We start from the raw sequence: 14143 nt of genomic DNA, 5'->3' as shown, positions 1-14143 counted from the left end.
AGTGCCCGTTAATTTTCAGGCTATTTCGTCACAGACAAAATGCGCCGATTTATTTCGCAGACCAGTAACGACGTTTTGCCGCCTGTAATTTTTCATACGCGGCCAGCAGTGCCTGATGCGCCGGGAACGCGTGCAGATCGCGGTCAACCACCTGCAGACCGTAGAATGGTGCCTCACCGCTGATGGCAGCCGAAGCGGCGTCAACGGCGGCTTCGCCATACATGCGCACAAACGCGCGATGATACTGCAGCGGATCGCGATCTTCTTCCATCGCCAGCAGCAGCAGAGTCTGCAGGCAGCGATAGTAGTTGGCACGCTCAGGGCTGAAGATCGACTGGTTGAATTCCATGGTCCATTCCGTCCAGATCAACGCCTGATCCAGATCGCCACCGGCCAGCGCCAGCATCGCTTTCAGCTCGCCAATACGCAGCGTGAACCAGCCGTTGTCTTTGCCGGTCGCCAGCCCCAGCAGTTCACGCACGCGGGTGAAGTCATCATGACCTTCTTCATCCAGCTGTTCGATCAGAGCCAGATACTCCTCGGGTTGCCACTGGGTTGCCGGCAGGGACAACAGCGTTTCACGCAGTGATGCTCCCATGTTGTTATTCGCCAGCAGCAGGTCTTCGGCAGGGTAAATATCAGACATGCCCGGTACGATAATGCGGCAGGCGTAAACGTCCAGATGTTCGTAGTCGGCGATATACACTTCTTTATCTTCCGCACGGAAGATCGCCATCAGCGTATCGAACTCTTCATGGGTCGTGCCGGCAAAGCTCCAGTCGACAAAGGGATAGTCGGCATCGTCTTTGAACATATCCCAGGAGATCAGACCGCTGGAATCAATGAAGTGGGTTTCAAGGTTAGCGTGTTCAGCCACTTCTTCATCATCGAAGGTGGGCGGGGTAAACACGTCGAGATCTTTCAGGCCGCGGCCCTGCAGCAGTTCTGTGACGGTACGTTCCAGCGCGACACCAAAGTCCGGATGGGCGCCAAAAGAGGCAAAGCAGGTGCCGTTAGCCGGGTTGAACAGCACCACACAGATCACCGGATAGTTGCCGCCCAGCGAAGCGTCATAGGAGAAAATCGGGAAACCTTCCGCTTCAAGACGATTGATAGCCTCCACCACGCCAGGATAGCGCTGCATTACCGCTTCAGGAATTTCCGGCAGGCTGATGGATTCCGCGATAATGCGGTTTTTAATATGGCGCTCAAACACTTCGGATAAGCCCTGTACGCGCGCTTCATTGGCGGTGTTGCCAGCGGACATGCCGTTAGACACATACAGGTTGCCGATGATGTTCATCGGAATGTAAACAGTTTGCTGATCGGACTGGCGGGTAAATGGCAGGCCGCAAATACCGCGAGCGGCATTACCAGACTGCAGATCCACCAGGTCGGACGCGCTCAGGCTCTGTTCCGGATCGTAAAACTTACGCAGGCGTGCATCCAGAATACCTTCCGGCAGGCTGTCATCGTCGGTCAGCGGGAACCATTTCTCGTTCGGGTAGTGCACGAAGTCGCCGTTAGCGATGGTTTCGCCCAGCCAGAAATCGGCAAAGAAGTAGTTGGTTGAGAGGCGCTCAAAATATTCGCCCAGCGCTGAGGCCAGCGCCGCTTTTTTACTGGCGCCTTTACCGTTAGTAAAACAGAGCGGGCAGTCGCGGTCGCGAATGTGCACTGACCAGACGTGCGGCACCGGGTTCAGCCAGGAAGCTTCTTCAATGTTGAAACCCAGATCCTGCAGTTTCTGCTGGAAGCGTGCGATGGAGTCTTCCAGTGCGGCGTCTTTACCTGGAATAAACGTTTGCGTCATGGTGGCGCTCTCTCAAGTCGATGGTTGGGCGTAAAGCGCGCAATAATACGGGTTTTGCGCCTGCTTCGCTATTGCTCCGCCAAATTTCTCAACGCATTGTTACGGCTTTTTCGCGCTCTGGCAGCTGTCTGATTTTACTTCACCGGACTGCCTCACAAAATTCCGTGGCTTATTACATTTATGACATAAGCTGCGGTGGAGCGGGCTCTGGAAATGTGATCGCTGCCGGATAAATGATTGCAGCCATCCGGAGGCAATGATAAAACCGATGGGGTATTCATAACCGTTCGATATGACAATGGTGAGGGGAAATGGCGCAGGTTTATAATTTTAGCTCCGGACCGGCAATGCTGCCGGTGGAAGTGCTTCGTCGTGCAGAACAAGAACTGACAAACTGGCATGGCTTAGGCACCTCGGTGATGGAAATCAGTCACCGCAGCAAAGAGTTTATTGAAGTCGCGGAAGCGGCGGAGCAGGATTTTCGCGATCTGCTGAAAATCCCGGCCAACTACAAAGTATTATTCTGCCATGGCGGCGCGCGTGCGCAGTTCGCGGCAATCCCCGGTAATCTGCTGGGCGATGCCAGCCGCGCGGATTACATCGACGGCGGCTACTGGGCGCACAGCGCTATTAAAGAAGCAGAAAAATTCTGCTCGCCGAACGCCATTGACATCAAAACCACCCGTGAGGGTAAACGCGCACTGTTACCGATGCGTGAATGGCAGCTCAGCGATGATGCTGCTTATGTGCATTTCTGCCCGAATGAAACCATCGACGGTATTGCCATCGATGAAGAGCCAGACTTCGGCGATAAAGTGGTGGTGGCCGATCTCTCTTCCACCATCCTGTCCCGCCCGCTCGACATCAGCCGCTACGGCGTGATTTATGCCGGCGCGCAGAAGAACATCGGTCCCGCTGGCCTGACGCTGGTGGTAGTGCGTGATGACCTGCTGGGCAAAGCGCAGCGCTGGGTGCCCTCCATTCTCGACTACAAAGTGCTGGCCGAAAACGATTCGATGTTCAACACGCCGCCGACGTTTGCCTGGTACCTCTCCGGCCTGGTGTTTAAATGGCTGAAAGAGAAGGGCGGTGTAGCAGAGATGGACAAGGTTAATCAGGCGAAAGCCGATCTGCTGTACGGCGTGATTGATAGCAGCAGCTTCTACCGTAACGACGTCGCCAGTGAAAACCGTTCCCGGATGAACGTGCCTTTCCAACTGGCCGATGCTGCGCTGGATAAGGTGTTCCTTGAAGAATCACTGAAGGCGGGCCTGCATGCGCTGAAGGGGCACCGTGTGGTTGGCGGTATGCGTGCCTCGATCTACAATGCGATGCCGCTGGAAGGCGTTAAAGCGCTGACCGAATTCATGGTCGACTTCGAACGTCGTCACGGTTAATTATCTACTTTAGTGCCAGCCTGCCCGGCTGGCATCAGACCCTGTCACTGGACAGGGTCTCGTATTTCTGGAGATTTGGTTTCACATGCAGGACTCCCTGACTTTACAGCCGATTGCCCGCGTTGACGGCACGGTAAACTTACCGGGTTCAAAAAGCGTATCAAACCGCGCCCTGTTACTGGCCGCGCTGGCGAACGGCACCACGCGCCTGACCAACCTGCTCGACAGCGATGATGTTAAACACATGCTTAATGCGCTGCAGGCGCTGGGCGTCAGCTATACCCTGTCAGCCGATCGCACCGTGTGTGAAGTGGTCGGCAATGGTGGACCGCTGCGTGCCGAACAGCCGCTGGAATTGTTCCTGGGCAATGCCGGAACCGCGATGCGTCCGCTGGCGGCCGCACTGTGCCTCGGCGAGCAGTCGGTGGTGCTGACCGGCGAACCGCGCATGAAAGAGCGTCCGATCGGCCATCTGGTCGATGCGTTACGGCAGGGCGGCGCGCGCATTGATTACCTCGAACAAACCGACTATCCGCCGCTGCGTCTGAACGGCGGATTTACCGGCGGCGAAGTCAGTGTCGATGGCAGCGTTTCCAGCCAGTTCCTGACGGCGCTGCTGATGACCGCGCCGCTGGCACAGAACGACACCACGATCACCATCAAAGGCGAGCTGGTTTCCAAACCCTACATTGATATCACCCTGCACCTGATGCGTTGCTTTGGCGTGGACGTTGATAATCAGCACTACCAGCGCTTTGTGGTGAAAGGTCAGCAGCAGTATCAGTCGCCAGGTGATTATCTGGTGGAAGGCGATGCGTCGTCAGCGTCCTATTTCCTTGCCGCTGCGGCAATCAGAGGCGGCACGGTGCGCGTTACCGGGATTGGCCGCAACAGTGTGCAGGGCGATATCCGTTTTGCCGATGTGCTGGAGAAGATGGGAGCGGTGATCGAGTGGGGCGACGATTATATTGCCTGCACGCGCGGTGCGCTGAATGCCATTGATATGGACATGAACCATATTCCGGATGCGGCAATGACAATCGCTACCACCGCGCTGTTTGCCGAAGGCACCACGCTGATGCGCAACATCTATAACTGGCGCGTAAAGGAGACCGATCGCCTGACGGCCATGGCGACCGAGTTGCGTAAAGTTGGTGCGGAAGTGGAAGAGGGGCACGATTTTATTCGCGTCACACCGCCTGCGCAGTTACAGCACGCCGATATCGGCACGTACAACGATCACCGTATGGCGATGTGTTTCTCGCTGGTTGCGCTGTCCGACACGCCGGTAACCATTCTCGATCCCGGCTGCACGGCAAAAACCTTCCCGGATTACTTCCAGCAGCTGGCAAAAATCAGCCACGCATCCTAATCCCCCAGCCCGGCACCGCTGTGTCGGGCTTCTGTACCCTCTGCTGGCCTCACTGGCGGGAAATTGTTCTGAAACTGTCGAAATTTCTGGCGCTGTCTACGCTAAAGGGTAACCAAGCGGACGCGGGCAGCGTATAATGCCGCGCAATCCAGACAGCCAAGAAGGCTGATCATCAGCACGCAGCAACAGGAGAGAACAATGACGGCAATCGCCCCGGTAATTACCATTGATGGCCCAAGCGGCGCGGGTAAAGGGACTTTATGTAAAGCGATGGCGGAGTCGTTGCAGTGGCACCTGCTGGATTCAGGGGCTATTTATCGCGTACTGGCTCTGGCCGCGCTGCATCATCAGGTGGATATCGAGTCGGAAGAAGCGCTGGTGCCCATGGCGGCGCACCTTGACGTGCGTTTTCTGTCGGTAGACGGTGAAATGCAGGTAGTGCTGGAAGGTGAGGATGTCACCGGCGAAATCCGCACCCAGGAAGTGAGCAATACGGCGTCGCGCGTGGCGGCATTTCCGCGCGTGCGTGAAGCCTTGCTGCGCCGACAGCGTGCTTTTCGCGAGGAGCCGGGTTTAATCGCCGATGGACGTGATATGGGCACCGTGGTTTTCCCGGACGCGCCCGTTAAAATTTTCCTCGATGCCAGCTCCGAAGAGCGTGCGCATCGCCGTATGCTACAGTTGCAGGAAAAGGGCTTTAGTGTTAACTTTGATCGCCTTTTATCCGAGATAAAGGAACGCGACGACCGCGATCGTAACCGCGCCATCGCGCCTTTAGTGCCAGCCGCTGATGCTCTGGTGCTGGATTCAACCAGCATGACCATTGAGCAAGTGATTGAAAAGGCACTAGATTATGCCCGCCAGAAGCTGGGCATTTAATCTTTTCGGCGACCGAATTGTAGTAACCCTGTGCCAGGGAAGCGGTGCAGGGCATGTGAAACAACCCCATCCGACAATGACGTCAGGTGGACGTTAAATTGAAGAATCCTAAGATTATCAATATGACTGAATCTTTTGCTCAACTCTTTGAAGAGTCCCTGAAAGAAATCGAAACCCGTCCGGGTTCCATCGTTCGTGGCGTCGTTGTTGCTATCGACAAAGACGTCGTGCTGGTTGATGCGGGTCTGAAATCTGAATCTGCTATCCCTGCAGAACAGTTCAAGAACGCAGCTGGCGAACTGGAAATCCAGGTGGGCGACGAAGTTGACGTTGCTCTGGATGCAGTAGAAGACGGCTTCGGTGAAACCCTGCTGTCCCGTGAGAAAGCTAAACGTCACGAAGCTTGGATCACGCTGGAAAAAGCTTACGAAGACGCTGAAACTGTTACCGGTGTTATCAACGGCAAAGTTAAAGGTGGCTTCACAGTTGAGCTGAACGGTATTCGTGCGTTCCTGCCAGGTTCACTGGTTGACGTTCGTCCGGTCCGCGACACTCTGCACCTGGAAGGCAAAGAGCTTGAATTCAAAGTAATCAAGCTTGATCAGAAGCGTAACAACGTCGTGGTTTCTCGCCGCGCGGTTATCGAATCTGAAAACAGCGCTGAGCGCGATCAGCTGCTGGAAAACCTGCAGGAAGGCATGGAAGTCAAAGGTATCGTTAAGAACCTCACTGACTACGGCGCATTCGTTGACCTGGGTGGCGTTGACGGTCTGCTGCACATCACCGATATGGCGTGGAAGCGCGTTAAGCATCCAAGCGAAATCGTCAACGTGGGCGACGAAATCACTGTTAAAGTGCTGAAGTTCGACCGCGAGCGTACTCGTGTATCTCTGGGCCTGAAACAGCTGGGCGAAGATCCATGGGTTGCTATCGCTAAGCGTTATCCGGAAGGTACCAAACTGACCGGTCGCGTGACCAACCTGACTGACTACGGCTGCTTCGTTGAAATCGAAGAAGGCGTTGAAGGCCTGGTACACGTGTCTGAAATGGACTGGACCAACAAAAACATCCACCCATCTAAAGTTGTCAACGTAGGTGATGTGGTTGAAGTTATGGTTCTGGACATCGACGAAGAGCGTCGTCGTATCTCCCTGGGTCTGAAGCAGTGCAAATCTAACCCATGGCAGCAGTTCGCAGAGACCCACAACAAAGGCGATCGCGTTGAAGGTAAAATCAAGTCAATCACTGACTTCGGTATCTTCATCGGCCTGGACGGTGGCATCGACGGTCTGGTTCACCTGTCTGACATCTCCTGGAACGCGACTGGCGAAGAAGCCGTTCGTGAGTACAAGAAAGGCGACGAAATCGCTGCCGTTGTACTGCAGGTTGACGCAGAGCGTGAGCGTATTTCTCTGGGCGTGAAGCAGCTGGCTGAAGATCCATTCAACAACTACATCACCCTGAACAAGAAAGGCGCAATCGTGACGGGTAAAGTCACTGCAGTTGACGCTAAAGGTGCTACAGTAGAATTAGCTGACGGCGTAGAAGGTTACCTGCGCGCTTCTGAAGCTTCTCTGGACCGCATCGAAGACGCCACTCAGGTTCTGAGCGTAGGCGACGACGTTGAAGCGAAATTCACCGGCGTTGACCGTAAGAACCGCGTTGTGAGCCTGTCTGTTCGTGCTAAAGACCAGGCTGACGAGAAAGAAGCTATCAACACTGTTAACACCAAACAGGAAGATGGCAACTTCTCTAACGCAATGGCTGAAGCGTTCAAAGCGGCTAAAGGCGAGTAATCGACCCGAAGCACCGGACGATGAAAATCGTCCGGTTTCGGTAAAAGCTGTCATACCTTTCCAAACAGGGATTAACCGGAGGTTACATGACCAAGTCAGAACTGATTGAAAGACTTGCTGGCCAGCATACTCATATCCCGGCGAAAGTCGTTGAGGATGCGGTCAAAGAGATGCTCGAGCACATGGCCACTACGCTGGCCCAGGGCGAGCGCATTGAAATCCGGGGATTCGGCAGCTTTTCTTTGCACTACCGCGCACCGCGCACTGGTCGTAACCCGAAAACGGGTGACAAAGTGGAACTGGAAGGTAAATACGTTCCCCACTTCAAGCCAGGCAAAGAATTGCGTGACCGTGCAAATATCTACGGCTAAGCCGTTACCGAACGATAAAAACGACACCTGCAGGTGTCGTTTTTTTTTGCCTCGCGTTCAGGCTTGCGATCCTGCTTCCATATTGCTGTTCATTTCCTGCAACCACCATAAACTGCGCGTAATCCCTCTCTGAAATCGACATTTAGCCGCATGCTTTTGCCTCTGCCAGCGCGCACAATGCGCGGCAATGACAGAAGAGGGCGTGCGCGTGACAATAACAGTGGTAGCCAGAATGATGCTCCTCGCGGCGCTGCCGCTGGGTATGCTGCCGCACATCCCCGCTTACAGTACCATTGTGCTGCTGTTAATAAGCGCACTGTTGCTGGCGTGTACGTCAGTAATGCTTTTGCGCTACGCCGGACTGGGCTTGCTGCTGTTGAGCTGGGCACTGATCGAGGCGCGTCAGACGGTCGATACCCTCGAGCAACTGACCATGGCACCGGTGGCGGCCACGCTTCAGATAACTGCAGTGAATCCCGCGAAGAACCAGCTCACGGCGCAGATAATCCGGGCAGGTGACCGCTACGTCTTTCCACCGTTGTTTGTCACGCTGCGTAATGTCAGCGATGAGGTTGCCTGGTGTGCGGGACAGCGCTGGCAGATGAAGCTGCGGCTACGCGCGGTGCACGCCCGGCTCAACGAGGGCGAATTTGATCTGCAGCGTTTTGCCATTGCTAACCACAGCGCGCTGCAGGGGCGTATTGTCAGCCAGCAGGCTGAGTCTCTGCGCTGCAGCTGGCGGACGCGGTTTATCGATCATCATCTGGCGCGTTTCACCGGGTTAACGCAGCCCGCAATAATACAGGCGCTGGCCTTTGGCGTGCGTGAGGCGATGACCCCGGCCCAGCGAGCCTTACTGCGCGAAACCGGTACCGCGCACCTGATGGCCATCTCCGGCATGCATATCGCGCTGGCGGCCAGCGTAGGCTGGCTACTGGCGCGCGTCATCCAGTTAGTGTTACCTGCCAGGCAAATCGGCTATCTGATGCCGCTGCTGATCAGCGGGTTAACAGCGGCAGCCTATTGCTGGATCTCCGGCAGTCATCCTCCGGCACAGCGCGCGATGCTGGCGTTAACGCTGTGGCTGGCGACGCGTATAGCTGGCTGGCAGCTGAGCAACTGGCAGGTGTGGACGCTCTGCGTAGGGAGTTTGTTATGGCTTGATCCGCTGACGGTGCTGTCAGAAAGCTTCTGGCTGTCGGCGCTGGCCGTGGCGATGCTGATACTGTGGTTTCAGTGGTTTCCTCTGCCGCCACGTTTCCGCCAGCCGCGTCGCTGGCTCATGCTGCGACTGCTGCACCTGCAATTGGGCATGATGATTCTGATGGCGCCGCTGCAGATCTTTCTGTTCCACGGGCTCAGCCTGAGCGCGCTAGTGGCCAACCTGCTGGCGGTGCCGGTAGTGTCGCTGATTACCGTGCCTTTGATTCTGCTGGCGATGCTGTTGCAGCTGCCTGCAATCACCGTTCCGCTATGGCAGCTGGCCGATCTGTCGGTCAGCCTGGTGATGCAGGGGCTGGCGTGGCTGCCCGCCGGCTGGTGGCGCTGGAGCGATACGCTGCCGGCGGTGCTGCTGCTCTGGGCCGGGCTGGCGCTGTGGCGCAGCGGCTTGCTCGCGAAGGCGCTGATGCCCTGCTGCGCGCTGTTGCTATCGCTGTGGTTCTGGCGCAGCAATGCCCAGCAGGATGACTGGCAGATTGACATGATCGATGTCGGACATGGTCTGGCGGTGGCGATCAGTCAGGGAAATCAGGTGATGCTGTATGACAGCGGACCCGGCTGGGCAGAGGACAATGCAGGCGGGCGAGTTTTGTTACCCTGGCTGCACTACACCGGGCGCCAACTGCAAGGGGTGATCCTGAGCCACAAGCATCTCGATCACCGTGGTGGATTAGCCGCGCTGCAACAGGCGCAGCCTGGTCTGCGGGTACGCAGCGCGCTCGGCGAGCCCGGGCATCTGCCGTGCTATCGCGGCCAGCAGTGGCAGTGGGGGCGTTTGCACTTTCACGCGCTATGGCCGCCGCGCGCGCAGACTGCCGGGCAAAATAACGACTCCTGCGTGGTGCGTGTGGATGATGGTCAGTTCAGCCTGTTACTGACCGGGGACATCGAGCTGGAGGCGGAGCGCAAGCTGGTCGCCCTGGAAAAGGGCGGCTTGCAGTCCACTGTTATCCAGGTGCCCCATCATGGCAGTCGGAGCTCCTCCGGCCCTTTACTGTTACGGAGTGTTGCCGGGCAGGCGGCGCTGGCTTCGCTGGCGCGCTATAACGCCTGGCGTATGCCCGCCGTCGCCGTGGTCCAGCGTTACCGTGAGCAGGGCTATCGCTGGTATGACACTGCGCAATCAGGCCAGATTCACATCGCGATACGGCAGGGTCGCTGGCAGATTAAGGGGTTAAGAGAGCAAATAATCCCCCGCTGGTATCATCAGTGGTTTGGCGTCAAACACGATTCCAGGTAGAATGAGCGGCTATTTCAAACAGCGTGAATAAATAATGCATCAAGACAAAGACCTCTCAACGTGGCAGACATTTCGCCGACTCTGGCCGATGATTGCACCGCACAAGGCTGGCCTGATTGTGTCCGCCGTGGCGCTGATACTCAATGCGGCAGGCGACACCCTAATGCTCTCCCTGTTGAAACCTTTACTGGATGATGGTTTCGGCAAAGCCGACAAATCCGTTCTGCTGTGGATGCCGCTGGCGGTCATCGGCCTGATGCTGATCCGCGGCGTAACCAGTTATATCTCCAGTTACTGCATCTCATGGGTCTCCGGCAATGTGGTGATGAACATGCGCCGTCGCCTGTTCGGCCACATGATGGGCATGCCGGTTGCATTCTTCGATCAGCAGTCTACCGGTACGCTGCTGTCGCGGATTACCTACGATTCTGAACAGGTGGCCTCTTCCTCCTCCAGCGCGCTGGTGACGGTGGTACGCGAAGGCGCATCGATCATTGGCCTGTTCATCATGATGTTCTACTACAGCTGGCAGCTGTCACTGATTTTGATCCTGCTGGCGCCGCTGGTCTCTTTTGCCATCCGCACCGTATCCAGGCGCTTCCGCAGCATCAGTAAAAATATGCAGAACACCATGGGGCAGGTAACCACCAGTGCTGAGCAGATGCTGAAAGGGCACAAAGAAGTGCTGATTTTTGGCGGACAGGAAGTGGAAGCCGAGCGTTTCTCGCAGGTGAGCAATAAAATGCGCCAGCAGGGGATGAAACTGGTTTCGGCCTCTTCGATTTCCGATCCGGTGATCCAGCTGATCGCATCGTTGGCGCTGGCTTTTGTGCTGTATGCCGCCAGCTTCCCGAGCGTGATGGATACCCTGACTGCCGGTACCATCACCGTGGTGTTCTCGTCGATGATCGCCCTGATGCGTCCGCTGAAATCGCTGACCAACGTCAACGCCCAGTTCCAGCGCGGCATGGCGGCCTGTCAAACGCTGTTCACTATTCTGGATAGCGAGCAGGAGATCGACAACGGCAAGCGCGAAATCACGCGTGCAAAAGGGGATGTTGAATTCCGCAACGTGACCTTTACCTATCCGGGCCGCGACATTCCGGCGCTGCGTGATATTAATCTCACGCTGCCCGCGGGTAAAACCGTGGCGCTGGTGGGCCGTTCCGGCTCGGGTAAATCCACCATGGCCAGCCTGCTGACGCGTTTTTACGATATCAACGAGGGCGAGATTCTGCTGGATGGTCACGACCTGCGGGAATATACCCTGCGCTCGCTGCGTAATCAGGTGGCGCTGGTCTCGCAAAATGTCCATCTGTTCAACGACACCATCGCCAATAACATCGCTTATGCGCGCAACGGTGAATATACCCGCGAGCAAATCGAGCAGGCGGCGACCATGGCGCACGCTATGGACTTCATCAACAAGATGGATAACGGTCTTGATACGGTCATTGGTGAAAATGGCGTGCTACTGTCTGGCGGCCAGCGTCAGCGTATCGCCATTGCTCGTGCGCTGCTGCGTGACTGCCCGATTTTGATTCTCGACGAAGCCACTTCGGCGCTGGATACCGAATCCGAGCGTGCCATCCAGTCGGCGCTGGACGAGCTGCAGAAGAACCGCACGTCGCTGGTGATTGCGCACCGTCTCTCCACCATTGAAAAGGCCGACGAAATCGTGGTGGTCGAGGATGGGCGAATCGTGGAACGCGGTACCCATGAGGTGCTGCTGGCGCAGAAAGGCGCTTACGCGCAGCTGCACAAACTGCAGTTCGGTCAATGATTGAACGTATCTGGAGCGGACGCTCGCCGCTGTGGCTGCTGTTGTGGCCGCTGAGTCTGCTGTATGGCGCTATCACCTGGCTGATTCGCCTAAGCTATCAGCGCGGCTGGCGTACCCGCTGGCGCGCGCCCTGTCCGGTCATTGTCGTTGGCAACCTGACCGCGGGCGGCAACGGTAAAACACCGCTGGTGATTTGGCTGGTGCAGGCGCTGCAACAGCAGGGGCTGCGTCCGGGTGTGGTGTCGCGCGGTTACGGTGGTAAAGCGGAACGCTATCCGCTGCTGGTCAATCAGGATAGCGCGACGGAACAGGCTGGTGATGAACCGGTGCTGATCGCCCAGCGCACTCAGGTGCCGGTGGCAGTGGCACCGCAGCGCCGGCAGGCAATTGAGGCCCTGCTGGCGGCGCATCCGCTGGATGTGATTGTGACGGATGATGGCCTGCAGCACTATGCGCTAGAGCGCGATCGCGAAATCGTGGTGGTGGATGGCGTGCGTCGCTTTGGCAACGGCTGGTGGTTACCGGCCGGACCGATGCGTGAACGCGCATCGCGGCTGGAGCAGGTTGATGCCGTGGTGGTCAACGGGGGCAGCGCACAGGCTGGCGAGATCGCCATGACGCTGCAGCCGGGTCTGGCGGTCAATCTGCTGACCGGCGAACAGGCTGCGCTGACGCAGCTGCCGCCAATTGTCGCGATGGCCGGCATCGGTCATCCGCCGCGTTTCTTCGCTACGCTGCAGCAGCAGGGCTTGCAGCCGGTAGCAGAGATTGCCTTTGCCGATCACCACGCTTATAGCGAAGAAGAGTTACGCAGCCTGACTCAGGATGCACAGTGCCTGCTGATGACGGAAAAAGACGCGGTCAAATGCCGCCATTTTGCCCGCGCTAACTGGTGGTATCTGCCGGTGGATGCGCATCTGGCGGGCGCGCCGCTGGCCGCATTGCTGGCCGATCTGACTCAACTCTGTACGGCTGCGCGCGACGCCCGGTCGCGCTAACCATTCAAAGGGACGACGTAATGACCAGCACGCATTCCCTCTCTCTGCAAACCGCCCGCAACCTGCACCTCTCTGCCCAGGGCCTGCTACGCCCGCCGCGCCGTCAGGCGCGTTTTGCCGATATTCACGCCTGTGTGCGGCAGATGTCGCTGCTGCAAATCGATACGATTAATGTGGTCGCGCGCAGTCCGTATCTGGTGCTGTTCAGCCGGCTGGGCGCTTTTCCTGCTGAGTGGCTGGAGCAAACGCTGGCGGCGGGCGCACTGTTTGAATACTGGGCGCATGAAGCCTGTTTTATCCCTTTTGAAGATTATCCGCTGCTGCGTCACCGCATGCTGGCACCGCAGCGCCTGGGCTGGAAATACAATCAGCAATGGGTGGATCAGCATCAGCAGGAGATCGCCGATCTGCTGCAACATATCGCCGCCACCGGTCCGGTTCGCGCCGCTGATTTTGCCAGCGACAAGCACACCAAACCCGGCTGGTGGGCGTGGAAGCCGCACAAGCGACATCTGGAGAACCTGTTTAGCGCCGGTGAACTGATGGTTGTCGGGCGCCGTAACTTCCAGCGCGTCTACGATCTGCGTAGCCGGGTGATGCCGCACTGGCGCGACGAGCAGCATGCGCTGAGCGAGAACGAGGCGGTGATGCAGATGCTGGAGCACAGCGCGCGCAGCCTCGGCATTTTCCGCGCCAGCTGGCTGGCCGATTACTACCGGCTGAAACGTGCGCCCATCGCACTCTGGCTGGCGCAGGCCGCTGAGCAGGGAGTGATTCAGCGCGTCGAGGTTGAGCAACTGGGTGAGATGTGGCTGCACCATACACTGCTGCCGCAACTTGCGCAGCCGCAGGCCGCCACGCACAGCGCGCTGCTGTCACCGTTTGATCCGGTGGTATGGGATCGCCGCCGCGCGCTTGAGTTGTTTAATTTTGATTACCGCATCGAGTGCTATACGCCGGAGCACAAACGTAAATACGGCTACTTTGTCCTGCCGCTGCTGCACCGCGGCGTACTGAAAGGGCGCGTCGATGCCAAAATGGATCGCCAGGCGCAGCGCCTGATTCTGCGAGCCTTCTGGCTGGAGCCCGGCGTGCGGATGAGCCAGCAGTTTCTCGCCGATGTGCATAAAGCCATTAACCGCTTCGCCGCCTGGCAGGGCGCCAGCGAAGTGGTGCTGGAAAACGCGCCTGATGAGCTGCGGGCCGCCTGGTCCACGCGCTGGCACGTCAGCATATAAGCCGATGGCGGCGCGCCGTCCCTGATTGCGCTATG

10 protein-coding genes are annotated in these 14143 nt (G+C 57.4%); 9 read left to right on the top strand and 1 reads right to left on the bottom strand.

The window, feature by feature from the left end; genetic code table 11:
* Positions 1–49: 49 nt before the first annotated feature.
* Complete coding sequence (gene ycaO / locus C1N60_RS13140) at positions 50–1813, bottom strand: 30S ribosomal protein S12 methylthiotransferase accessory factor YcaO (RefSeq protein ID WP_104186997.1); 1764 nt, start codon at positions 1811–1813, stop codon at positions 50–52.
* 311 nt (positions 1814–2124) lie between these two features.
* Here ycaO and serC point away from each other — a divergent pair, with 311 nt between their 5' ends.
* From serC to C1N60_RS13095, 9 genes are all read left to right on the top strand, one after another.
* On the top strand, positions 2125–3210 hold the full coding sequence (serC, locus tag C1N60_RS13135; protein ID WP_021508348.1) for a 3-phosphoserine/phosphohydroxythreonine transaminase: 1086 nt from the start codon (positions 2125–2127) through the stop codon (positions 3208–3210).
* Between the two features lie 85 nt (positions 3211–3295).
* Positions 3296–4582, top strand: coding sequence for a 3-phosphoshikimate 1-carboxyvinyltransferase (aroA, locus tag C1N60_RS13130; RefSeq protein WP_104186995.1), 1287 nt, complete (start codon positions 3296–3298; stop codon positions 4580–4582).
* Between the two features lie 198 nt (positions 4583–4780).
* Positions 4781–5461, top strand: a complete 681-nt coding sequence (cmk, locus tag C1N60_RS13125; protein WP_021508346.1) for a (d)CMP kinase — start codon at positions 4781–4783, stop codon at positions 5459–5461.
* Between the two features lie 122 nt (positions 5462–5583).
* Complete coding sequence (rpsA, locus tag C1N60_RS13120; RefSeq protein ID WP_021508345.1) at positions 5584–7257, top strand: 30S ribosomal protein S1; 1674 nt, start codon at positions 5584–5586, stop codon at positions 7255–7257.
* Between the two features lie 86 nt (positions 7258–7343).
* A complete protein-coding gene (gene ihfB / locus C1N60_RS13115; protein WP_010618275.1) occupies positions 7344–7628 on the top strand; it encodes an integration host factor subunit beta in 285 nt (94 codons plus the stop codon).
* A gap of 232 nt (positions 7629–7860) precedes the next feature.
* Positions 7861–10089, top strand: a complete 2229-nt coding sequence (locus tag C1N60_RS13110) for a DNA internalization-related competence protein ComEC/Rec2 (protein ID WP_282996168.1) — start codon at positions 7861–7863, stop codon at positions 10087–10089.
* A 34-nt stretch (positions 10090–10123) separates the two neighbouring features.
* Complete coding sequence (gene msbA / locus C1N60_RS13105; RefSeq protein WP_282996167.1) at positions 10124–11872, top strand: lipid A ABC transporter ATP-binding protein/permease MsbA; 1749 nt, start codon at positions 10124–10126, stop codon at positions 11870–11872.
* Entirely contained in the window at positions 11869–12870 is a 1002-nt protein-coding gene (lpxK, locus tag C1N60_RS13100; RefSeq protein ID WP_394520954.1) for a tetraacyldisaccharide 4'-kinase, read from the top strand. The genes msbA and lpxK overlap by 4 nt, the downstream gene beginning before the upstream one ends.
* Before the next feature lie 20 nt (positions 12871–12890).
* Entirely contained in the window at positions 12891–14108 is a 1218-nt protein-coding gene (locus tag C1N60_RS13095; RefSeq protein ID WP_104186989.1) for a winged helix-turn-helix domain-containing protein, read from the top strand.
* Positions 14109–14143: the final 35 nt, after the last annotated feature.

It is taken from the genome of Pantoea sp. SGAir0184 (assembly GCF_043544755.1).
Note: the sequence above shows the minus strand (reverse complement) of the source record. Positions and strands in the feature narration are given on the sequence as shown.

Excerpts from the sequence above, each read along its gene's own strand:
- ycaO (WP_104186997.1), bottom strand. The coding sequence starts at position 1,813 with ATGACGCAAACGTTTATTCCAGGTAAAGACGCCGCACTGGAAGACTCC.
- serC (WP_021508348.1), top strand. The coding sequence starts at position 2,125 with ATGGCGCAGGTTTATAATTTTAGCTCCGGACCGGCAATGCTGCCGGTG.
- aroA (WP_104186995.1), top strand. The coding sequence starts at position 3,296 with ATGCAGGACTCCCTGACTTTACAGCCGATTGCCCGCGTTGACGGCACG.
- cmk (WP_021508346.1), top strand. The coding sequence starts at position 4,781 with ATGACGGCAATCGCCCCGGTAATTACCATTGATGGCCCAAGCGGCGCG.
- rpsA (WP_021508345.1), top strand. The coding sequence starts at position 5,584 with ATGACTGAATCTTTTGCTCAACTCTTTGAAGAGTCCCTGAAAGAAATC.
- ihfB (WP_010618275.1), top strand. The coding sequence starts at position 7,344 with ATGACCAAGTCAGAACTGATTGAAAGACTTGCTGGCCAGCATACTCAT.
- C1N60_RS13110 (WP_282996168.1), top strand. The coding sequence starts at position 7,861 with ATGATGCTCCTCGCGGCGCTGCCGCTGGGTATGCTGCCGCACATCCCC.
- msbA (WP_282996167.1), top strand. The coding sequence starts at position 10,124 with ATGCATCAAGACAAAGACCTCTCAACGTGGCAGACATTTCGCCGACTC.
- lpxK (WP_394520954.1), top strand. The coding sequence starts at position 11,869 with ATGATTGAACGTATCTGGAGCGGACGCTCGCCGCTGTGGCTGCTGTTG.
- C1N60_RS13095 (WP_104186989.1), top strand. The coding sequence starts at position 12,891 with ATGACCAGCACGCATTCCCTCTCTCTGCAAACCGCCCGCAACCTGCAC.